At 37.4% G+C, this 23,559-nt stretch carries 22 protein-coding genes; 12 read left to right on the plus strand and 10 right to left on the minus strand.

Annotation, left to right across the window (positions count from 1 at the left end; genetic code table 11):
- The 4 genes from ACJRPK_RS14930 to ACJRPK_RS14945 all read left to right on the plus strand — a co-directional run.
- The coding region (locus ACJRPK_RS14930; protein ID WP_407141139.1) for a beta strand repeat-containing protein at positions 1-2,688 on the plus strand (2,688 nt) is incomplete at its 5' end.
- 60 nt (positions 2,689-2,748) lie between these two features.
- The gene (locus ACJRPK_RS14935; protein ID WP_407141141.1) at positions 2,749-3,387 is read left to right on the plus strand and encodes a hypothetical protein; all 639 of its coding nucleotides are present in this window, start codon (positions 2,749-2,751) and stop codon (positions 3,385-3,387) included.
- Positions 3,388-3,393: 6 nt separating this feature from the next.
- Positions 3,394-6,711 (plus strand): beta strand repeat-containing protein, encoded by a 3,318-nt coding sequence (locus ACJRPK_RS14940; protein ID WP_407141143.1) that lies wholly within the window; start codon positions 3,394-3,396, stop codon positions 6,709-6,711.
- Between the two features lies 1 nt (position 6,712).
- Positions 6,713-7,885 (plus strand): gliding motility-associated C-terminal domain-containing protein, encoded by a 1,173-nt coding sequence (locus tag ACJRPK_RS14945; RefSeq protein ID WP_407141144.1) that lies wholly within the window; start codon positions 6,713-6,715, stop codon positions 7,883-7,885.
- Positions 7,886-7,904: 19 nt separating this feature from the next.
- Here the strand turns inward: ACJRPK_RS14945 and ACJRPK_RS14950 are convergent, their stop codons facing one another.
- Positions 7,905-8,330 carry a GNAT family N-acetyltransferase gene (locus ACJRPK_RS14950; RefSeq protein WP_407141146.1) on the minus strand — a complete coding sequence of 142 codons (426 nt, stop codon included), beginning with the start codon at positions 8,328-8,330 and terminating at the stop codon, positions 7,905-7,907.
- Between the two features lie 143 nt (positions 8,331-8,473).
- Here ACJRPK_RS14950 and ACJRPK_RS14955 point away from each other — a divergent pair, with 143 nt between their 5' ends.
- The 4 genes from ACJRPK_RS14955 to ACJRPK_RS14970 all read left to right on the plus strand — a co-directional run bounded on the left by ACJRPK_RS14955 (position 8,474) and on the right by ACJRPK_RS14970 (position 11,218).
- The gene (locus ACJRPK_RS14955; RefSeq protein WP_148783883.1) at positions 8,474-9,022 is read left to right on the plus strand and encodes a ClpP family protease; all 549 of its coding nucleotides are present in this window, start codon (positions 8,474-8,476) and stop codon (positions 9,020-9,022) included.
- A 128-nt stretch (positions 9,023-9,150) separates the two neighbouring features.
- A complete protein-coding gene (locus ACJRPK_RS14960) occupies positions 9,151-9,885 on the plus strand; it encodes a M15 family metallopeptidase (protein ID WP_407141148.1) in 735 nt (244 codons plus the stop codon).
- 22 nt (positions 9,886-9,907) lie between these two features.
- Complete coding sequence (locus ACJRPK_RS14965; RefSeq protein ID WP_407141150.1) at positions 9,908-10,390, plus strand: CAP domain-containing protein; 483 nt, start codon at positions 9,908-9,910, stop codon at positions 10,388-10,390.
- Between the two features lie 60 nt (positions 10,391-10,450).
- Complete coding sequence (locus ACJRPK_RS14970; protein WP_407141152.1) at positions 10,451-11,218, plus strand: M48 family metalloprotease; 768 nt, start codon at positions 10,451-10,453, stop codon at positions 11,216-11,218.
- 58 nt (positions 11,219-11,276) lie between these two features.
- Here ACJRPK_RS14970 and ACJRPK_RS14975 read toward each other — a convergent pair whose 3' ends face one another.
- Positions 11,277-11,660, minus strand: a complete 384-nt coding sequence (locus ACJRPK_RS14975) for an ankyrin repeat domain-containing protein (protein ID WP_407141154.1) — start codon at positions 11,658-11,660, stop codon at positions 11,277-11,279.
- 295 nt (positions 11,661-11,955) lie between these two features.
- On the opposite strand from ACJRPK_RS14975, the gene gpmI reads away from it, so the two are divergent.
- The 4 genes from gpmI (at position 11,956) to ACJRPK_RS14995 (ending at position 15,835) form a co-directional block, all read left to right on the plus strand.
- Positions 11,956-13,476: a 2,3-bisphosphoglycerate-independent phosphoglycerate mutase gene (gene gpmI / locus ACJRPK_RS14980; protein WP_407141156.1), complete on the plus strand. Its 1,521-nt coding sequence runs from the start codon at positions 11,956-11,958 to the stop codon at positions 13,474-13,476.
- A gap of 100 nt (positions 13,477-13,576) precedes the next feature.
- A complete protein-coding gene (locus ACJRPK_RS14985; RefSeq protein ID WP_407141158.1) occupies positions 13,577-14,164 on the plus strand; it encodes a thioredoxin family protein in 588 nt (195 codons plus the stop codon).
- Positions 14,165-14,230: 66 nt separating this feature from the next.
- The gene (map, locus tag ACJRPK_RS14990; protein WP_407141160.1) at positions 14,231-15,049 is read left to right on the plus strand and encodes a type I methionyl aminopeptidase; all 819 of its coding nucleotides are present in this window, start codon (positions 14,231-14,233) and stop codon (positions 15,047-15,049) included.
- A gap of 18 nt (positions 15,050-15,067) precedes the next feature.
- Complete coding sequence (locus ACJRPK_RS14995) at positions 15,068-15,835, plus strand: class I SAM-dependent methyltransferase (protein ID WP_407141162.1); 768 nt, start codon at positions 15,068-15,070, stop codon at positions 15,833-15,835.
- On the opposite strand, the gene ACJRPK_RS15000 is transcribed toward ACJRPK_RS14995, so the two are convergent.
- The 8 genes from ACJRPK_RS15000 to ACJRPK_RS15035 form a co-directional block, all read right to left on the minus strand.
- Positions 15,832-16,836, minus strand: coding sequence for an FAD:protein FMN transferase (locus ACJRPK_RS15000; RefSeq protein ID WP_407141164.1), 1,005 nt, complete (start codon positions 16,834-16,836; stop codon positions 15,832-15,834). The genes ACJRPK_RS14995 and ACJRPK_RS15000 overlap by 4 nt on opposite strands.
- Before the next feature lies 1 nt (position 16,837).
- On the minus strand, positions 16,838-17,215 hold the full coding sequence (locus tag ACJRPK_RS15005) for a Na(+)-translocating NADH-quinone reductase subunit F (RefSeq protein ID WP_148783873.1): 378 nt from the start codon (positions 17,213-17,215) through the stop codon (positions 16,838-16,840).
- Between the two features lie 103 nt (positions 17,216-17,318).
- Positions 17,319-18,629 (minus strand): NADH:ubiquinone reductase (Na(+)-transporting) subunit F, encoded by a 1,311-nt coding sequence (gene nqrF, locus ACJRPK_RS15010; protein WP_148781440.1) that lies wholly within the window; start codon positions 18,627-18,629, stop codon positions 17,319-17,321.
- 1 nt (position 18,630) lies between these two features.
- Positions 18,631-19,356, minus strand: coding sequence for an NADH:ubiquinone reductase (Na(+)-transporting) subunit E (gene nqrE, locus ACJRPK_RS15015; RefSeq protein WP_148781441.1), 726 nt, complete (start codon positions 19,354-19,356; stop codon positions 18,631-18,633).
- Between the two features lie 83 nt (positions 19,357-19,439).
- Positions 19,440-20,132, minus strand: a complete 693-nt coding sequence (locus ACJRPK_RS15020) for an NADH:ubiquinone reductase (Na(+)-transporting) subunit D (RefSeq protein ID WP_148781442.1) — start codon at positions 20,130-20,132, stop codon at positions 19,440-19,442.
- Positions 20,133-20,135: 3 nt separating this feature from the next.
- The gene (locus tag ACJRPK_RS15025) at positions 20,136-20,891 is read right to left on the minus strand and encodes a Na(+)-translocating NADH-quinone reductase subunit C (protein WP_407141167.1); all 756 of its coding nucleotides are present in this window, start codon (positions 20,889-20,891) and stop codon (positions 20,136-20,138) included.
- Positions 20,892-20,893: 2 nt separating this feature from the next.
- Complete coding sequence (locus ACJRPK_RS15030; RefSeq protein WP_407141168.1) at positions 20,894-22,096, minus strand: NADH:ubiquinone reductase (Na(+)-transporting) subunit B; 1,203 nt, start codon at positions 22,094-22,096, stop codon at positions 20,894-20,896.
- A gap of 2 nt (positions 22,097-22,098) precedes the next feature.
- Positions 22,099-23,451: a Na(+)-translocating NADH-quinone reductase subunit A gene (locus ACJRPK_RS15035; RefSeq protein WP_407141169.1), complete on the minus strand. Its 1,353-nt coding sequence runs from the start codon at positions 23,449-23,451 to the stop codon at positions 22,099-22,101.
- Positions 23,452-23,559 lie beyond the last annotated feature (108 nt).

Consider the following 23,559-nt stretch of genomic DNA (forward strand, 5'->3'; position numbering starts at 1 on the left):
ACTATTAACGGGGATGTCGCTGGAACTGGACTTGTACAAAATATAACTACCGGTGCTTTAGAAGTGGATCCTACTGCCTTTAATGGGGATGGTAACATTACTTCCGGTGATTTAACTGTAGGTGGTGATGCCAATGCATTACTTGGAGATGTAACGCTTGAGATCGCGGCTGGTGCTGTAGGGAATACCGAGCTTGCTGCCAATGCAGTAACCACTGATAAGATTCTTGATGGAACCATTGCTTCTGCGGATATTGCTGCTGATGCAGTTAATGCTGCAACTATTAACGGGGATGTCGCTGGAACTGGACTTGTACAAAATATAACTACCGGTGCTTTAGAAGTGGATCCTACTGCTTTTAATGGGGATGGAAATATTACTTCCGGGGATTTAACTGTAGGTGGTGATGCCAATGCATTACTTGGAGATGTTACGCTTGAGATCGCAGCTGGTGCTGTAGGGAATACCGAGCTTGCTGCCAATGCAGTAACCACTGATAAGATTCTTGATGGAACCATTGCTTCTGCGGATATTGCTGCTGATGCAGTTAATGCTGCAACTATTAACGGGGATGTCGCTGGAACTGGACTTGTACAAAATATAACTACCGGTGCTTTAGAAGTGGATCCTACTGCCTTTAATGGGGATGGAAATATTACTTCCGGAGATTTAACTGTAGGTGGTGATGCCAATGCACTACTTGGAGATGTAACGCTTGAGATCGCAGCTGGTGCTGTAGGAACTGCTGAACTTGCAGATGGTGCAGTTACAAATATTAAACTTGCTGCTAATGCAGTAACTACTGATAAAATTCTTGATGGAACCATTGCTTCTGCGGATATTGCTGCTGATGCAGTTAATGCTGCAACTATTAATGGTGATGTAGCTGGAACTGGACTTGTACAAAATATAACTACCGGTGCTTTAGAAGTGGATCCTACTGCTTTTAATGGGGATGGTAACATTACTTCCGGGGATTTAACTGTAGGTGGTGATGCCAATGCATTACTTGGAGATGTAACGCTTGAGATCGCAGCTGGTGCTGTAGGAACTGCTGAACTTGCAGATGGTGCAGTTACAAATATTAAACTTGCTGCCAATGCAGTAACCACTGATAAGATTCTTGATGGAACAATCGCTTCTGCGGATATCGCTGCTGATGCAGTTAATGCTGCAACTATTAATGGTGATGTAGCTGGAACTGGACTTGTACAAAATATAACTACCGGTGCTTTAGAAGTGGATCCTACTGCTTTTAATGGGGATGGTAACATTACTTCCGGGGATTTAACTGTAGGTGGTGATGCCAATGCATTACTTGGAGATGTAACGCTTGAGATCGCAGCTGGTGCTGTAGGAACTGCTGAACTTGCAGATGGTGCAGTTACAAATATTAAACTTGCTGCTAATGCAGTAACCACTGATAAGATTCTTGATGGAACCATTGCTTCTGCGGATATCGCTGCTGATGCAGTTAATGCTGCAACTATTAATGGTGATGTAGCTGGAACTGGACTTGTACAAAATATAACTACCGGTGCTTTAGAAGTGGATCCTACTGCTTTTAATGGGGATGGTAACATTACTTCCGGGGATTTAACTGTAGGTGGTGATGTCAATGCACTACTTGGAGATGTTACGCTTGAGATTGCAGCTGGTGCTGTAGGAACTGCTGAACTTGCAGATGGTGCAGTTACAAATATTAAACTTGCTGCCAATGCAGTAACCACTGATAAGATTCTTGATGGAACAATCGCTTCTGCGGATATTGCTGCTGATGCAGTTAATGCTGCAACTATTAATGGTGATGTAGCTGGAACTGGACTTGTACAAAATATAACTACCGGTGCTTTAGAAGTGGATCCTACTGCTTTTAATGGGGATGGAAATATTACTTCCGGGGATTTAACTGTAGGTGGTGATGCCAATGCATTACTTGGAGATGTTACGCTTGAGATCGCAGCTGGTGCTGTAGGGAATACCGAGCTTGCTGCCAATGCAGTAACTACTGATAAAATTCTTGATGGAACAATCGCTTCTGCGGATATTGCTTCTGGTGGAAACGATAAAGTTTTAACAACAAGTGCTACAGGTGTAGTTACTTGGGAAGATAAAACTGCTCTAGACACAGACGCAACTAACGAAATTCAAACATTAAGCAAAACAGGTACGACCATTTCGTTGTCAAATGGTGGAGGATCAGTTAACGAGACTGTGACAACGCTTACTCAAAATGATGTAAGCCCTACCGGAGAAATAACCTATACTAATGAGGCTGGAACTGCTACTACTGCGCAAGTTGTAAGTGCTAACGCTGGTAATCAAGTAACAGCAGGTACAGATGGAGGAGCATTTTTTGCAAGTCCGGTGAAAGCTATTGGTAAAGTTTTAGGAACAGGAGTAGCTGCAAAAATTAGAAATGCTACAGTTACAAGACTTGATGAAGGAGATTATCAAATTACTTTTGCAAGCGCTATGCCTGATGCTCATTATATCATTCAATTGTCAATATTAGATTGTGGTGGAGATTGCCCAGGTAACTCAACGTCTAATTATGATGATCCAGGTATTTCGTACTATGCACAAACGACAACTGGTTTTAGAGTAAATATTGGCGATAGTGATAACGGTACGAACCAAAAAGATGATATCGATTTAGAGTTTATGTTTACTGTATTAGATTATTAAAATAAAATTTTATAAAAAATTATCTCTAAAGCCTCAAATAATTTTAGACATACAAAACCTATGAAAAATATACTTATCCTTTTAATTAGTCTTGCTTCTTCTTCGCTAGTTGCACAAATTGACGCAAATTCGGTGATGGGATTGCCAACTGCTACAACTGTAGAAATGACAGGAATTGTCGGACCAGCTATTGGTGCTTCATTATTCAATACGGATGATCAATCCATCTATCGCTATACTACAACAGGTTGGCAACGCAGTACAGATGATCAATTAGATTCTGAAGTCAATCTCACGACTCCAATAGATGTTGATGAAGGTGGTGTAGCAGCACCCACAAACGAGACCAATGTACAAGAGGTAATAAACGCTATCGCTCCAATTACCTCAAAAGCTGCAAGAGTTTTTTATCCACCATCCATTGAAATAGATGCCTCCAGTAATGGTACGTTTACTGTGGATTTGTATGCGCAGTATACAGCACAATTCGCCACTCCCACAGCATCTAGCCCCGCTGCTCCGGCTGCCGTTCCTGTGTATGGAGCGACCGATTTGTATTACTATGTAACGTATGCAGATCCGGCTGTATTTAATACAGGTACCATGTCTATAACAGCGGATGGAAAATTAACCTATACTGTGACCAATCAACCAGTAGACTTTAATTCACTTATTAATGTTGTATTTGTTGTAAAATAATTATTTATGGGGAAGTGTGATGTAGTAAAAAATACAATTAGTCATAAAAGAATATTGTTTTTACTTTTTATGGTAATAAGTGCTGTGAGCTTGTACTCACAAGCAACGGTTACTATAAATGTAAACTGGAGAAGCTATGCCGAAGAAAATTTAATACAAATAAGAGACGCTGGAAATACTATTTTGTACCAACATTGTATTCCTGGTAACTGCTTTGTAAGTAATAATGCAAATATTCAAAATTATACTAACAGTGACAATATTGTTTTAGGTTATGGAGAGTACACAGTTGTGGTGGCCGACAGGTTTCCAGACAGCTGGAATGGATTCGGCTCCAATGCCACTATTTTGGTAGATGGTGTTCAAGTTTTGAACGTAACAAAATCAAATGATGGTGGATTTACAGAAACATTTACTTTTAAAATAACAGACCCTAGCATCCCAGAAGATGTTCCTCTCACTTTATTTGATCAGTTTGATGGTAACTTTGATTATGCTGTAGCCGGTGGTTCTTTTAGAACCAATAATAACACTGTAGATCCATGTTCTATTGCAGCTACATCAAGTGGTAACTTGACAAGTCCTATTCCGGCCGGTGCGACCATCGAAAAAGCGTATTTAATGTGGGCACATTCTAATCCTAACGTTGATACTCAAGTAACTTTTGAAAACACACCCGTCACTGCTGATATATCTAGTCAATATGTCCAGGGTGGTGTATTTTATGGTTTGGTTAGTGATGTCACCTCTATAGTACAGGGTATCGCATCCCCATCAACAAATGTATATGATGTCACTGATTTAACTATTGACACATCGAACAATTACTGTGCACCGAACACTGTCTTAGGTGGCTGGAGTTTGATGATTTTCTATTCTGATCCCTCCTTACCCGCTACCAGTATCAATTTATACAATGGTTTTGATGGACAAAGTGATAACACTACAAGCTATACGCTAACCAATTTTTATGCGAACGCTATTAACGGATCCAAAACTACGGTTTTGTCTTGGGAAGGAGATCAAACCCTCGCCAATAATGAAGTGCTAACAGTTACCAACGGATTAGGTGTTACCTTTGAACTTACCGGAGATGGTGATAACGATGGGACAACAGTTGACAATCCCTTTAACTCTACTATTTTTGACAATACTGTAGTCCCTAATGTAAATAATACTACTAGTTATGGAGTAGATTTAGATACCTATGACCTATCAGCTTACATAGGTATTGGAGAATCTTCTATTACCACCAACGTTCAGGTTGGCCAGGATCTAGTCATGCTGAATTCTGTTATTTTAAGTGTACCCAGTAATTTAATAACAGGAACTGTTTTTGAGGACACTAATTATGGTGGTGGCGCCGGACGGGATCGTACTACAGCTTCAGGTACTCCGGTAGTGGGTGCTACGCTTGAATTATATAACAATCTAAATACACTGGAACAAACAGTTACCACGGATGCTTCAGGAAAATTCACCTTTGGCGGTATGGCCAACGGAGATTATAAAATTAGAGTTGTTAATTCAACTGTTAAATCTAATCGTGGTGGCGGAGCGGCATGTACCACATGTTTTCCTATTCAAACCTTTAGAAGAGATTATAGTGGGGGAACTTTTACAGATATCACTCAGGAAATTGGTGGCGCTGCACCTTCTCAACAAGATGGTGGCACAGGTTCTATTGTGGGAGCACAAACCATTGCCTCCATCACAGTCGCAGATGAAGGTATTACAGATGTTGATTTTGGTTTTAACTTTAATACAATTGTAAATACTAATAGTGCGGGACAAGGATCTTTAGAGCAATTCATTCTCAACAGCAACGCGCTCGATAATGCTGGCTTGGATATAGAACCAAATAGTATTTTTGATCCTGCAATAGGAGAAGATACCTCAATTTTTATGATACCTCCTACGGCAGATCCACTAGGAAGACCAGCGGATCCAAATTACGCCACAGGGTATTTCAATATTTTTGTTACAGGATTTGGGGTGGATCTTTCTCCTATAACTGGTGATGCTACTTTTATTGATGGAAGAACACAAACGGCGTACTCTGGAGATTCGAATGCAGGTACTATTGGTGCAGGTGGCGGCTCAGTAGGAACGACTGGCTTTTTATTATCTACTTATTCCCTTCCGGAAATTCAGGTACACCGAGATGCTGGTGATGTTTTTATTATTCAGGCTGCAAACACTACGATACGTAATTTAGCTGTCTTTGCAGATAATAATGCCGGGATCAGACAGGACTCAGGTGCTAATTCTCTGATTACAGAAAATTTATTAGGTGTTAATGCCGCTGGCACAGCCTCAGGAAATATAGATCAAGGTTTTGAAATTACGGGAGGAACTTCAATTATTTCAAGCAATTATATTTCAGGAAATGGCGCTGCAGGAATCTTGGTAAATGGAGGGACGAGTACACTAATCGAACAAAATCATATTTCCAATAATGGAATAACAACCTGTAGTAATAACATCAGGTTGCAAAGTGGTTCTGGTATAACAATACAGAATAATCTATTGGACAATGCGACCGGAGTAGGAATAAATGGCGATGGTATTGGTGGTAACGTTTCTTTAACCAATAATACAATTACTACTTCTGGCACACGTGCAGCTTGTACAGATAAAGAAGGATTACTTCTAACAGGTAATAATTCTTCTATTACAAACAATATCATACATACCAATGGTAGTACAGGAGTTGCAATTACGGGAACAAACTCAGGAAATCTTATTTCACAAAACTCTATTTATAACAATGGTACTGCCGAAGATGCACTTGGTATTGATCTATACAATCCAGTAGTTTTAACAAATCCTAAAGGTAACGGAGTAACAACAAACGATACTGGCGATACCGATACCGGGCCTAATGGAAATTTAAATTTTCCAATTTTGGAATCTGCCGCTGTATCTGGTAATTCTTTGAAGGTCGTAGGCTGGGCCAGACCGGGATCAATTATTGAAATTTTTCTTACTGACATTGATCAAGGTACTGCTGTTGCAGGAGCTAATCAACTAGGACAAACTCTGGACTATGGTGAAGGACAAATTTACTTAACAACTGCTACTGAAGGAAGTGGTACAGATCTGGATGCTACAAGTTCTGCATATGCAGTGGATGGTAATACGGACAATACCGCGCGTTTTAATTTTACGTTTACTTTGTCAAGTCCTATCCCTGTTGGTAGTAGCGTGACAGCTACTGCTACCTTAAGCAACAGTACCTCTGAATTTTCAAGCACCTATACTCTGGGCGCAAAATCAGTGATCACTAACCGTAGAATAACGCATCGTGTTAAAAAGAATTAAAATGAAAGCACTTACACATACAATAGCAGTACTGGCTACCTGTTTCTTTTCATCGGTTACGGGACAAGAAGCTTTTCATAATTTTGGAAACGTTCAAATTCATGAGCAGGGCGCTATGGGTTTTCATCTGGATGTAATCAATGACGGTACATTTAACCAAAACTTAGGTTTAGCAGGATTCTATAATTATGATGGAAGATTAACGGTTAGCGGCACTGAAAAGCCGGTTTTCTATGACCTGGAAATCGATGTGGATGATGATTTATATCTTGAAGTCGCTGTGGGCAGCACAAATTTTCAAGAGTTTATTAATGGACGAGTGATTACTCCCAGAGATCAAATCATGATTTCCCTTGACTATGATAATGACACACCTTATCTTGGAGCAAATGACGATCGTCACGTTGATGGATATTCCGCGGTAACTGGAGATTTGGATTTTAGATTTCCGGTAGGTGATGATTTTAGATTACGACCTATGGCTGTCGAACGTCAAGCCGCAACCAACACTGCTAGAGGGGCCTATTTCTTTGAAGACCCTAACAATCCTAACTTTTTTCCTAAAGGTTTTGACACGGCTACTTTTGAACCTAATCTTTATGGAGTAAGTATTTTTGAGTTTTGGGATTTAAACGGTGCTATAGAAACAAGAGTTACTCTTACTTGGGATGATAATAGTAACCTACCAACGCTCGTTGAGAATCTGGAAGATCTGCGAGTAGTAGGCTGGGATACAGAACAGAATATTTGGGTAAATTTAGGTAATACAGGAACGATAGGTGATCTGGATGATGGTGAAATTATTTCAGCTCCCTTTACCCCTGATGCATATACCATCATAACTTTTGGTTCATCAAGTGAACTATTAGATGGTGAATTTGAAATTTTTAATGCGGTATCACCTAATGGGGACGGTATCAACGATACTTTTGTTATTCAGGGATTAACTGCGTATCCTGATAACACAGTCGAAATTTTTAATCGATGGGGTGTAAAGGTCTACGAAAAAAGTGAGTACCATAAAGTGCAGGAAACCTCTGCAGGTTTTGCGGGTAGATCCAATGGTAGAGCTACCATAATGCAGGATAATGAACTTCCTGTTGGGACTTACTTTTATGTTGTTAAAATAAGTGGAAGAAAAAGTTTATCCGGTTATTTATATATAAACCGTTAAAAATATACCCCACAAAAAACTACAACTTTTTGAAGAAGTGATGTGCCCATATCTCATACCCTTCATTTAGGTAAAACTTATGTGATGGATAATTAGAAACATAGCTATTTAATTCGCAGCTTTCGCATCCTTTTTCTTTGGCATACGCATAAATCCAGGTAAAAACTTTTTTTCCAATACCTTGTCCTTGATACCCTTCATCAATAAATACATGATCCGGTTCGCAGGATCTCCCGGCATAATGCCGCGTCATAAACCACATTCCAAATACTCCTATGAGTTTATTATCTAAATAGATCCCCCTACATTCATAATTCTGATCAAACATTTCTCCAAATCGTTGAAGTAAGGTTTCGTCAGGAAATTGATTTTTCATCAATTTTTGAATGAGCGGAAGTACCTCTGGGAAGTCTGCCTTTAAAATCTTGTTAAATGCCAGATTCATTTCGTGATTTTTTGCTAAAATAATTATACTTTTACTTTTTGTCACACTCTTTTTCTGTATAAATTAGTGTAGCAACACATTTTGTTTTGTTCAAATGTATAAGAACTTATAATCTCTCTCTGAAAGAGAACAATTTAAATTATATGAAAAATAAACCAGGTAAGATACAAGATCTAATCGAACATAAATTTTTAGAAGAACGCAGTGTTTTTTTATGGAGTCAGGTTGATGATAAATCTGCTAAACATGTGATCGATCGTTTGATGTATCTTGATATGATTAATGACAAGGAAATTAAATTATACATTAACAGTCCTGGAGGGTATGTCACTTCCGGATTCGCAATATATGATACTATTAAAGCATTAAAAAGTCCGGTATCTACCATTTGTACAGGTCTTGCAGCTTCAATGGGCTCGATCCTGCTAAGTGTAGGTGAAAAAGGAAAGCGTTTTATCCAGCCTCATGCAAAAGTTATGATTCATCAACCTAGCGGTGGTGCAAGAGGACAGGCATCGAACATAGAAATACAGGCGACCGAGATACTAAAAACCAAAGAATTGAGTGCTCGAATTTTAGCAGAAAACTGTGGTCAAGATTTTGAAAAGGTGCTCAAGGATTTCAATAGAGATTATTGGATGGATGCGCAAGAATCTCTGGAATATGGGATTGTAGATGGTATTTTGTCTTAATTTATATTGTAAAAGTTATCCAGCCGACAATTTAAAAGTTGTCGGCTTTTTTTTATGTTATATTTATAAAATTTTCATTACAATTATTCGTTTAAGATATACGACTATTATCAAAAAATCCCTTTTAAATGGCAGCAATAAAATCTTATATCAAAATTAGATTCCTGTTTTTACTAACACTATTACTTACAGCCATGAGTTCTGCGCAAGAAGTTTTTAAGAAAGAGGACCTAATGGGAAAAAGTGATATCTCTTTTTATGGTGATGGGACCTATCAGTTACGCAAAGAAGCATATGAAGCATTTTTAAAAATGAAGAAAAGTGCGGCCACAGCAGGAATAGAGATCAAAGTTGTCTCCAGTTATCGAAGCTTTGAACATCAAAACAGCATTTGGACACGTAAATATAATCGCTTTACAGCAGCCGGCATGTCCCCGACTAACGCTATTAACAAGATTATTGAATATTCGACAATACCAGGAACCTCTAGGCATCATTGGGGTACAGATCTCGATGTAGTAGATGGAAAACCTAAACAACCAAAGGATGTTTTATTAAGCAGACATTTTGAAGGAAACGGTCCCTATTGTAAATTTAAAGAATGGATGGATCAAAACGCTGCTTCCTTTGGCTTTTATTTAGTTTATACAAATAATCCTGAAAGAAAAGGTTTTAAATATGAGCCTTGGCATTACTCTTATGCTCCGCTATCAAAACCTATGCTTACAGCGTATCAAAAAATCAATCTCAAAGAAGCTTTAGCACAACTTGACCTTATTGGAGCTAAACATATAGATGCCAACTTTATCGAAAAATACGTTAACTTTAATATTTTGGATATCAATCCCGAACTAAAAAACTAGTCGTTTAAAACCCCCAAGAATCATGAAAATTTATGTAAAACAATTCCTTTTATTATTTGTAACAATTACTATTCTCTCTTGCTCTAAAGATAACGATGATCAAATTGACGAAAATACTAAAACCCAAGAATCTGAAATTTCTGTTGAATCTGAAATTTTGAGATTGGTTAATGAACATCGAATTAGTTTAGATTTACCTGTATTGGAAATAACCTCGATAGCCAATACCTTAGCCAAAGAACATACTACCTACATGATTGAAAAATCCGCAATAAGTCATGACAATTTTGACGCGAGGTTTACAAAGCTTCGTTCTGAAGTAAACGCTACTAACGCAGCAGAAAATGTAGCTAGTTTTCAACCTACAGCTCAAAGCGTAGTAACAGCGTGGTTAAACAGCTCCGGACACCGTAAAAATATTGAAGGAAATTTTGTGTTTACCGGCATTTCTGCAGTTAAAGATAGTGAGGGACGCTATTACTACACCCAAATATTTCACAATTGAAAATTGAGATCCAAAGAAATTAGTATCTTGAACGTATAATTTTTACAAATTTTATTTTCAATGAGACGTGGGGGTTTAACGATCAGAATTTTGATAGGGCTAGCAATTGTTGCTTTTGCATTTTTTAAAAAATGTAATAATAAAACAGTAAACCCTTACACGGATCGTGTTCAAAATATTAGTATGACAACGGATCAAGAAATTTCTATTGGACTACAAAGTGCTCCAGAAATTGCTCAACAACACGGCGGACTCTATCCGGATCAAAAACTACAGACATATATTGATATGGTTGGAGGTAAATTGGTGAATTCAACTATGGCCAGAGAAACACCGTATCGTTATGAATTTCATCTTCTGGCTGACGAGAATACGATCAATGCCTTTGCGTTGCCGGGAGGTCAGATTTTTATAACCTATGCCCTACTCTCAAAGTTACAGAGCGAAGATCAAGTAGCAGGAGTACTAGGTCATGAAATCGGACACGTTTTGGGCAGGCACTCTGCAGAGCGTATTGCTGAGCATGAATTTTGGAAAACTATATCCACCGGAGCATCAGTAGGAGCGGATGCTGGGAATTTGGTAAATAGTATCGGGCAAAATGTATTGCTAAAGAATGGTCGAGAAGATGAGCTAGAAAGCGATGAATTAGGGGTGCAATTTATGATTAAAGCCGGCTATAATCCTGAAGAAATGATTGAGGTAATGAAAATTTTGAAAGAGGCTGCTGGAACTAACCGTACCCCGGAATTCCAAAGTACGCATCCCGATCCAGAAAATCGAATTGAAAAAATTCGGGAAGCAATAAAAACCTATAAGCAAAATTAAACCTTCAATCATAGTGATTAGCTATGATGAAGGTTTCTTTACTAAAAAAATCAACGTTTTACGCTTTTTTACTCAATAGTTCTACTGCTTCTTGTGCGTTAGAATGCTTGGCAAATTGAAGAGCCGTATTACCCTTATCATCTTTTGCTTTTACATTGGCTCCATGCTGTTTTAAAAGCTTAATAATTTCTACACGATTATAACGCGCAGCATACATTAAAGGGGTCATGCCTTCAGACGATTCATTGACATCAGAACCTAAAGCAATCATTTTTTTTACCATATCTATATCGCCCTTGACAATTGCCATGCAAAAAGGATCAACTTTTGCCTTAGAAGTTACTACTTCGTTCTCCTCATACGTATTGAGCGCATGGATGTTATCTACTAATCCTATCGAAAAGCAAATAACTAAACCTAAAATTAAACCAGTTCGTTTCATATTATTGATTGTTTGAATGTTATACGTATATAAGACCTGATGAGACAGGAGATTGTTACATTGTAAATTACTAAATAACAATTGTTTAACTTTTCTATAACATTTCAGCATTAAACTGGAAAAATATATAGTAACGATAATATTTTCCAAAATCTTTAAGTGACAATAAAGTTCTTTAAGATAAAGAAGCATTAGTTCGTTGTAAAGCTTAAATTGAAATTGTAATTTTACTTTTTTAACCACATTGTGAATTCACATTTTTATACTAACCAAGTAACTAAAAGCTAACTACCACATGACTAAAAAAGTAATCCTTATGATCCTCGATGGCTGGGGAACTTCTCCCGATCCAAAAGTTTCTGCTATCGATCATGCAAACACTCCATTTATAGACAGTTTATACACCAAATACCCCGTCGCTGCACTGCGTACAGATGGCTTACACGTGGGATTACCAGAAGGTCAAATGGGAAATAGTGAAGTAGGACACATGAACCTTGGTGCTGGGCGTATTGTTTATCAGGACTTAGCCAAAATTAATCTCGCGATTAAAAGTGACACCTTAAAAAATGAAAAAACATTGGTAGATGCCTTCAATTACGCAAAAACCAATAACAAAAAAGTACACTTACTGGGACTTTTAAGTAATGGTGGTGTACATTCTCACATAAATCACGTAAAGGGATTATTGAGCGCTGCGCACACATATGGATTACAAGATGTATTTTTACATGCTTTTACGGATGGTAGAGATGTGGATCCTAAATCGGGTATCTATCACATCGAGGATATTGAAAACCATATGCAGAAAACAACCGGTAAGCTTGCATCAGTTATAGGTCGATACTACGCTATGGATCGTGATAATAGATGGGACCGAGTAAAACTGGCTTATGATCTTCTGGTGCACGGACAGGGAGAGAGAACGCAGGACATTAAAGCATACTTAGAAGCAAGCTATGAGCAAAATGTCACTGATGAATTTATTAAACCCGTAGTTGTATCTGATACTGCCGAGCCGACGGCTGTTATTGATGAAGATGATGTTGTTTTATTCTTCAATTTTAGAACTGATCGCGGGAGAGAACTCACATCGATGTTATCACAACAAGATATGCATGAATACAATACCCATAGGATTCCGTTGTATTATGTTACAATGACTAATTATGACGAAACTTTTAAAGGTATCAATGTTATCTACACTAAAGATAACATTACCCAAACCTTAGGCGAAATTATATCGAATGCTGGCAAAAGACAAATTCGTATTGCGGAAACTGAAAAGTACCCACACGTAACTTTTTTCTTTTCCGGAGGACGAGAAGAGCCTTTTCCTGGTGAATCTAGAATATTGAAGAGCTCCCCAAAAGTTGCTACCTACGATCTTAAGCCCGAGATGAGTGCATTTGAACTACGAGATGCGTTACTACCAGAATTAAGAAAAGGTGAGGTGGATTTTGTCTGTCTTAATTTTGCTAACGGAGATATGGTTGGACACACAGGTGTTATGGAAGCTGCAATACTAGCGTGTGAAGCAGTTGATGCCTGTGTTCGTGACGTAGTAAATGCTGGTTTAGAAAACGGATACGCTACCCTATTAATTGCTGATCATGGAAATTGTGAAACAATGATAAATCCGGATGGCACCCCGAATACAGCTCATACCACCAATCCGGTTCCTTTTATACTTATAGACAACGAATCAATTCCAATCAAAAATGGTGTTTTAGGTGATATTGCCCCTACTATTTTAGAATTGATGCAAATTGATAAACCAGAAGTTATGACAGGACATTCCCTTTTGGCAAAATAAACGAGGATGACAACCTGTGTCTTAAAGGCACGAAAATTGCACCTTATATCGCGAATAAATAGCTCAACCCATCTAATTAACAGTAAACCGTAGATTTCTAATGAAATTAATTTTAAATTCTTTGCTATTATTAGCACTAGTAGCTTGTAAAAGTAGCAGTATTACTCCGCAAAAAGATTCAACACTTGATGTTCTGGATACGGCCGAAAAACAAGCGACTACCAGTCAAAACGAAACTTCAAATCCTACTGGGATGTTGTTAGGTATTCAAGATAGAGCTGCCTTAGAGCGCGAACCTCATGATTATTGGTTTAATGATAATTATGATAGTTATGAAATGGACACAGAAGCAGTTGCTCAATTACAACCCTTATTAGAGGATGTTAAAATAAAAGCTTTTATGGGAACTTGGTGTGGTGATAGTCAATACGGCGTACCCGCTTTTTATAAAATTATGGATGAAGCTAAGTTTGATTATAATAATCTAACGCTTATTACCGTAACCCGCAATAAGGATACCCCTGAAAAACTCGAAGAAGGCTTAAATATCATTCGCGTACCTACCTTTATTTTTTATAAAGATGGAAAAGAATTAGGGCGATATGTCGAGTATGCACGTGAGTCTTTAGAGAAAGATATGATCACCATTTTGTCCGGAGAGCCTTATAAGCACTCCTACGAAGATTAGGAGTTGCGAATATTGAAGATCCTTTTATTCTTTGTAAATTTGTCGCCTGCATAAAGTAACAAGCACATGATTATAGTAAAAACACGAGAAGAAATAGAATTAATGCGAGAAAGCGCATTAATAGTGTCTAAAACTTTAGGTATGTTAGCTTCAGAGGTAAAACCGGGAGTGACAACACTTGAGTTAGATACTTTAGCAGAGACTTTCATTCGAGATCATGGTGCAGTTCCGGGTTTTTTGGGCTTGTACGATTTTCCAAATACATTATGTATGAGTCCTAATGCGCAAGTTGTGCATGGAATCCCTAATAAAACTCCATTACAAGAGGGTGATATTATATCTATTGATTGTGGTGCTATAAAGAATGAATTTTATGGGGATCATGCCTATACATTTGCGGTTGGAGAAATTTCCGAAGAGGTAAAGCGACTATTAGATGTCACCAAAAAATCTCTCTATGTCGGTATTGAGCAGTTTAAAGTAGGTAATCGTGTAGGGGATGTTGGTTATGCTATTCAGAAATTTACCGAAGATGCCGGATATGGAGTGGTACGAGAACTTGTAGGTCACGGTTTAGGTCGAACCATGCATGAAGATCCCGAAATGCCTAATTATGGAAGACGAGGTCGTGGTAAGAAGTTTATTGAAGGTATGGTGGTGGCGATCGAGCCTATGACAAATATGGGTACACATCGTATCAAACAGCTTCGTGATGGTTGGACTATTCTCACTGACGACGGCAAACCTAGTGCGCATTTTGAACATGATGTTGCTATCATTGATGGTAAACCTGAGATTCTTTCTACCTTTAAATATATCAATGAAGCTTTAGGCATTGTTACCAATGAAGAAGATGCTTTTAGGCAAGAACTACTTACCGTATAATTATCGCTTACGCGAACTATGAAAAAACTATTTAAATTTGTTTTAAACACTGTTCCAAGACCATTTCTAATACGATTAAGTTATATAGTACGACCTTTAGTAGCTTGGTTTTTGAGAGGATCAAGATATACTGATCCTATCGATGGTAAGCAATTCTCTAAATTTTTACCGTATGGTTATGTGACACCCAGAGAAAATGTCCTCTCTCCTTCTACGCTATCGCTGGAAAGACATCGTCTATTATGGTTATATCTGAAAAACGAAACTGACTTTTTCACCGCCACGTACAAGGTTTTACATTTTGCTCCTGAACAGGCTTTTTTTAAACGTTTCAGGAAGTTGAATAATCTGGAGTATACAACTACGGATTTAAACTCTCCTTTGGCGGACATAAAAGCGGATATATGTGACCTACCTTTTAAGGATAATAGTTATGATATAATTTTATGTAATCATGTATTAGAGCATATCCCTAACGACACAAAGGCAATGCAAGAATTGTTTAGAGTATTAAAACCTGGCGGAATGGCAATATTACAGATCCCACAGGATTTAAACAGATCGGTGACATTTACGGATGACAGTATTACAGATGCAACTGAACGCGCAAGAATATTTGGTCAATATGATCATGTAAGAATCTATGGACGCGATTATTTTGATAAACTACGTGCAATTGGGTTTAAAGTTGAAGAAATCAACTACTCCGAAAAATTAACCCCTGAGAAAATTGATGAATATCGATTAGCTCCGGGAGAAGTTTTACCGGTTTGTTTTAAGCCTTAACTTTCAGGAAAATCATTTACGGACAGCGTTCTTAACAGGCCATTGGTACTCTCATAGATAAAAAAAGCTTTCAAGTCTTTATTAGACTTCAAATAGTTTTTTGATCGATAAAGTCCCATTGACATAAAAGCCGTTGCATAGGCATCTGCCTCCATGCAGGTGTCAGCAATAACAGATACACTTAATAGATTTGACTTGAGCGGATAGCCAGTGTTAGCGTTTATGATATGAGCATATCGATTACCATCACTATCCAATTTAAATTTACGATAACTCCCTGAAGTTGCCATAGCTTGATTAGTAAGCGGAATCACTTTACTATATGACTGTGTATAATCAAAATTAGGATCTTCTACACCAATGGTCCAGGGCTTATTCTTATAGACATTGCGTCCCTTGACTCTAATCTCTCCACCAATCTCCACTAAAAAATTATCAAGCTTAAGTGACTCCATATAATTCGCAAAAACATCAACTGCGTATCCTTTTGCCAACGCATTAAAATCTAAAAAAGTGTTTTTGAATCTTTTCTGAACTTTATTATCAACTAGCTCCACATTTTCCAAGCCCACTAACTGTAATAAACTGTCTATTTTTAAACTATCAAGTGAAACAACACTTCCAGAAGGCCCAAAATCCCAAGCATTCACCAAGATTCCGATAGTAGGATCAAAAGCTCCGTTAGTTTGCTCATGTATAGTTTTTGCAGTCTCAAAAACTTTCTGAAAATGAGCATCTACCACCACCGTAGAATCACCAGCGTTAATTTTAGATATATCAGAATCCGTTTGATAAGTAGACATCGATATATTGATTTGCTCGACGATACTGTCCAGACAAGAGGCAACATTATATTGTTGATTATCAATAAACTTCACAGAATAAGTAGTACCAAACGCTTCACCAATCGTAGTATTCACAAACAATTCGTTACCCTTGTTTTTACATCCAATCAAATAAAACACAGCTATAAACAGCCATAAATATTTAGTATACCGCATATTAGTTATAATGAGTTTCTATAGTTTGTAAACCGGCATAATTTAATAAATAATCTTCATTTAAGAGCAATGGATCCATAGGATTTACTGCATTCTGCAGCCCAACTCCCGCATAGAGTACTTTTGCATTTTTTGTAGAGGCATGTTTTTTAAAAGTTTCCATCCAAACCATGTCGTAATTATTTGGATTATCCGGATAGTTCACCACCTTTACTAATACAAAATAATAGGTTTTGGTTGTATCAATACAAACAAACTGGGGATGCTTTCCTAATTTACTGTTTACAGCAACAAATTCGTAACCAAGTTCCTCCAGTTCCTTTCCAACAATGTTCATTGCTAAATTATGAAGTTCTTGTTTTGTCAATTCTCTAGACATACCAAAAGTAATTAGGTTTATGTTTTAAAGTTCAACATATAAAAAAATGAGCATATAAAAAAACCGACATTAAGATGCCGGTTTTTAATAATATAATTGAAGATTATCCTCCAAAATCATCAAATCTGATATTCTCATCAGGAATTCCGAAGTCTTCTCCCATCTTTTGAACAGCTTTATTCATCAATGGCGGTCCACAGAAATATAACTCTATATCCTCTGGCGATTCATGATGATTTAAATAATTATCAATAACCACGTTATGAACAAAACCTACAAACCCGTCTCCCTCTGTGTCGTTGATATCCTTTTTAACTTTCCAGTTATCAACTTCCAACGGTTCTGACAGTGCCAAATAAAATTTGAAATTAGGGAATGTCTTTTCTAATTGATAAAAATGATCTAAGTAGAAAAGTTCTCTTTTAGATCTACCACCATACCAAAACGTAACAGTACGTCCTGTTTCTAAGGTTTTGAAAAGATGATATAAATGTGATCGCATTGGTGCCATACCTGCTCCTCCACCTACATATAACATCTCAGCTTCGGTCTCATTGATAAAGAACTCTCCATAAGGCCCTGAGATAATAACTTTATCTCCAGGTTTTCTAGAAAATATATATGAAGATGCAACTCCAGGATTCACATCCATCCATCCGTTCTTAGCGCGATCCCATGGCGGGGTAGCAATTCGAACATTCAACATAATGTCTCGACCTTCAGCAGGATAAGAAGCCATCGAATAAGCTCTCTCAACAGTTTCATTATTCTTCATCACTAATGGCCACAAATTGAATTTGTCCCATTCCTCTTGAAATTTATCCGGAGTTTCATGCTCTTCTGGGTGAGCAGTGATATCCATATCTGCAAACTTTACTTCACATTGAGGAATTTCAATCTGGATATATCCTCCTGCCTTATAGTTCATATCTTCTGGAATACGAACTACAAATTCTTTAATAAAAGAAGCGACGTTATAATTACGCACAACTTCTGCCTCCCATTTTTTGATACCAAAAACTTCTTCAGGAATCTCTATATTCATATCCTGCTTCACTTTTACCTGGCAAGCTAAACGAGCACCGTGCTGCAGTTCCTTACGTGAAAAATGTGGTGTTTCAGTAGGCAAAGCCTCACCTCCACCTTCTAAAACATGACACTCGCACTGAATACAAGTCCCACCACCACCACAAGCAGATGGTAAGAATATTTTTTGCGCTCCTAATGTAGATAACAAGCTACCTCCAGAAGCTACTTCTATTTCTTTTTCACCGTTAATCGTTATTTTAACAGGACCTGACGGCAGTAATTTATCTTTTGCAAATAACAAAATCCCAACCAATACCAATGTCAACACCAAAAAGGCGATTACGGTAATTACGATGGTTCCAACTGTTGACGCTAAAAATATCATATTATTTAAGTATTGTAACGTTTGTATTATCAGCTACTTTTTTGGTAGCATTTTCTTCTTTTACTTCCACCTGAACACTCTCAGCTGCTTTTACATCTTCTTCATCGTCCCCTCCGGTAAGCATTCCACCAAAACTCATGAATCCAATAGCCATTAAACCTGTTAAAATAAAGGTGATACCTAAACCTCTAAGCGGTGCAGGAACATTTGAGTACCTGATTTTTTCACGAATAGCTGCTATAGCTAATATCGCCAAAAACCAACCAATTCCCGATCCTATACCGTATACTGCGGCGTGAGAAATTGCAGGAAATTCTTTTTGTTGCATAAATAAAGACCCTCCCAAGATGGCGCAGTTTACTGCAATCAATGGTAAGAAAATACCTAAAGAATTATATAAAGATGGTGAGAACTTTTCAACTATAATCTCTACCAATTGCACCATCGTTGCGATAGTTGCAATAAATAGAATAAAGGTAAGAAAACTTAAATCATAGCTTGCATACTCTGGCCCAAGCCAAGCTAGAGCACCATCCTGTAACAAATACTTATCAAGTAAAAAGTTAAGAGGTACTGTTATGGCCAAAACGAAAATAACTGCTGCTCCAAGACCTACGGCGGTTGATACTTTTTTAGATACTGCAAGGTATGAACACATTCCCAAAAAGAATGCGAATACCATGTTATCTATAAATATTGCTTTTAAAAACAATTCTAAATATTCCATTTTATATTGCGTTTATATTAGTATTACTTTTATTAGGGATTATGACATGCAACATACTCCCTGGTTTCAGTAATTATAACTTTTTAATGATCTTCGATTAAAGCTTTATTTTTACTACGCTGTACCCATATTATGATTCCTACTGTAATTAAAGCCATAGGTGCCAGTACCATAAAACCATTGTTTTCATATCCAAACGCGTACAATCCCGTTTTTTCAATTGGATCACCCAAAACTTTAAATCCGAATAGCGTACCAGAACCTAAAAGTTCTCTAAAAAAGGCAACAATTATCAATAATAGTCCATATCCAGCTGCATTACCTACACCATCCAAGAAAGATTTCCAAGGACCATTACCCAAGGCAAAAGCTTCAAAACGTCCCATAATTATACAGTTAGTAATAATCAAACCAATAAAAACGGATAATTGCTTACTCAGTTCATAGGCAAAAGCCTTTAATACCTGATCAACGATAATAACCAAAGCGGCTACCACTACTAATTGAACAATAATTCTAATTTTGGATGGTATCACATTTCGCATCAACGAAATAACAACATTACCGATACCAAGTACAAAGACAACCGATATTGCCATCACAATCGATGGTTTAAGTTGTGCTGTGATCGCAAGTGCAGAACATATCCCTAGTACCTGAATGGTAATCGGATTATTATCTGCTAAAGGATCGGTTAGCAACTTTTTGTTTTTCTTTGAAAATAAAGGCTCCTTCGGCTCTTTTACTTTAACTTCTTCTGTAGTTACTTCAGCCATTATCTATTTTTTTAAAGTTTCAAAATAAGGTAAATACATCTTAATCCCTTTTTTAACCATGGCAGTTACACCATCACCTGTAATCGTAGCTCCAGCTAAGGCATCTACAGCGTTATCATCTTTACGATTATTTTTTGGATCAGAATTTCCCTTTTTCACCTCAATACCACGATAATTACCATCAGCATCTAGAATCTTTTCACCAAGAAAATCTTCTCTAAAATACGCTTCGGTAATATTAGCTCCTAAACCGGGAGTTTCACCCTTATGATCAAAGAAAGCTCCTTTTACTGTGTCAAAATTGTCATTAAGCGCGACATAACCCCAGATAGCATCCCATAATCCATTTCCTCGAACAGGAATGATATAGAATTTTTCTCCATCCTTTTCCCCTATAAATAGCGGCAATCTTCTTTTGTAATCAGCATCTTGTTTTACCTTATCTGCTTCTTTTTTAATGTCAATTTCAAAGGCATCAGTAGTTTTAGTAGCATTTCCATCTACAATAACAAATTGCTCACCTCCAACATACTGATCAAACAGCACCTGTGCTTTATCTGCAGGCACGAAGGCATTAGGATCCTTATCATCTGTTACATTCATAGCAAACAAAATATTTTGTTGCTTCTCTTTCTTTTTATTGATTGCTATATCTGGCTTAAGTACCGAAGATACACCAGCCAATAAAGCTCCTACAACAAACACCATTATCACAGAGAAAATGATCGTGTAGTTATTTTTATCTGTATTCATCGCCATGATTACGCTGTTTTTAATTTTAAACGTTTCATTCTCTTCTTTATATTTCCTTGAACAACATAGTGATCAATTGTCGGAGCAAAAACATTCATTAAAAGAATTGCTAAAAATACTCCTTCTGGATATGCAGGGTTAAAGACACGAATAAGAATTGAAATAAATCCAATTAAAAATCCATATATCCATTTCCCTTTATTGGTTTGTGATCCGGAAACAGGATCTGTAGCCATAAAAACAACTCCAAATGCAATACTACCAATTATTAAGTGCTGCCAGAATGGTGTACTCATTAATCCATAGAATTTACTGGATTCTGAAATCCATCCTGCATCTACAACTCCATTGAATAAAAGTCCCATAAGTGCTGCACCTACAAAACCACTCAAAATTATTCTCCAACTCGCTACTTTGGTAAAGATCAAAATTGCCGCTCCGATCAAAATCAATAAAGTAGAAGTTTCTCCTACGGATCCAGGAATGTATCCGTAAAACATATCTGATATAGAAAACTGCACAGGATTACTTTGCGCCAATGTACCAAGAATAGTTTCTCCTGATATTGCATCTGCTGTACCCGCTCTTTCAACAGCCTCATGTACCCATACTTTATCGCCTGACATCCAGGTTGGATAGGCAAAGAATAAAAATGCTCTGATCGTCAAGGCAGGATTAAGAATATTCATCCCTGTACCTCCAAAAACTTCTTTTCCGATCACAACTCCAAAAACAACTGCTACCGCAAGCATCCATAATGGTATATCTATCGGTACGATTAAGGGAACTAACATCCCCGTAACCAAATATCCTTCCTCTACTTCATGTCCTTTAATAACGGCAAACAAAAACTCTACAGCCAATCCTACCCCGTAGGATACAATTACTAGCGGCAAAACCGTCCATGCCCCTAAAACAAAATTCTCCCAGTTAATAAAATGATCAAAAAGAGAAAAATCAGCAGGAAAACCATTAATTGCAGAATAATGTTGATATCCAGCATTAAAAATACCAAAAAGCAAACAAGGTACTAACGCCAAAATCACGGTGTTCATAGTACGCTTTAAATCATCTGCAGCTCTAACGTGTCCTCCAGAATGTGTGGTCTCGTTAGGCAAATACAAAAAAGTATGGAGTGCATTAAATGCAGGCGCCATCTTTTTATCCTTATACTTAAGTTTTAATTGATGTAATTTATTTTTTAAGCTCATAGCTACCCAATTTCTTTTAACATTAAATCTAAACCTTCTCTAACAATTTGTTGATGCGGCTGCTTTGACACACACACAAACTCAGTAAGCGCAAAATCCTCAGGAGCTATCTCATACATTCCCAACTGTTCCATCGCATCCAGATCGTTAACCACACATGCCTTCAACAATTGTAACGGATAAATATCAAAAGGAAAAACTTCCTCATAATTACCGGTCACCACAAAGGCACGGTGCTCACCATTTGTATTAGTATCTAATTCATATTTTTTATTAGGAAACAACCAAGAAAAGGTTAAAGCTCTAGAAGTAGATATTTTATTAAAAATTGGTTTGTTCCAACCAAAGAATTCATAATCATTGCCTTCAGGAATAACCGTCACAGTGTTATGATAAAACCCGATATGCCCGTCAGGCTTAACATTATCACCGGTTAAAACATCTCCACTGATTACACGAATATTCTCATCCTTAACTCCGGAGTCATATACTAATGTTGAAACCTCTGCTCCAATACGTGTTTTATAATATTTTGGAGTTTTAACAGACGATCCTACTAACGCTATTGTACGTTCTGAGTTAAATTTACCAGTTAGCAATAATTCACCGATAATAACTAAATCCTGAGGCGTAACAACCCAAACAGTCTCTCCTTTGTTGAGCGGATCAATGTTTGCTATCTGAACACTCACATTCCCAGCAGGATGTGGTCCGGATACGCTGTAAAGCTGTATATCAGTAAGTTTAGCAAAAGGCGATGAACTTAAATCCCCCGCAGAAACATGAACACTTCCCGGAGTCATTTTACTAAGCGCAGTAACCGCAGCTTGAAGCGCTGATTCTTTACCTTGTAAAATATAGTCATAAGAAGCCGCCAAAGGAGCTGTGGCATATGCGGAAACATAAATAGCTTTAGGCTCAATACTCGGGTCAGCAATTACATCATATGGACGTTGCTTAATAAAGGGCCAGCATCCAGAAGCAAGTAGATGATCTTTCACCTCTTCACCTGACATGGTTCCTACATTTTTAACTCCAAAATCCTTATACTGCTGTTCCTTATCAGCTAAAATTTTAAAGGCTAAAATCTTACGCTTTGCACCTCTAACAATTTCTACTACCTCTCCACTTACGGGCGAAGGAAAAAGTAATTTGTCATTAGCCTTAGAATGAAAAAGAGGTTCCCCCGCTTTAACTTCTGTGCCTAACTTAGCCATAACCTTGGGCACAATGCCATGAAAATCATCAGGCCTAATCGCGTTGATATTACTTCGAGTGGCCTCGACAGTAATTTTCTCTGCTTCGCCAACAAGCTTAATATCTAAGCCTTTTCTGATACGAATGTCTTTTGACATATTTAAAGTCTATGTTAATTAACTAAAAAAATCGTGCAAATTTACTAATTAAAACATGCAAGTGAAAGGAGGTTGTGTTATAAGATTTTATTTATATTCTTTCTAAAT

It is taken from the genome of Aquimarina sp. 2-A2, assembly GCF_045505135.1.
GTDB lineage: Bacteria > Bacteroidota > Bacteroidia > Flavobacteriales > Flavobacteriaceae > Aquimarina > Aquimarina intermedia.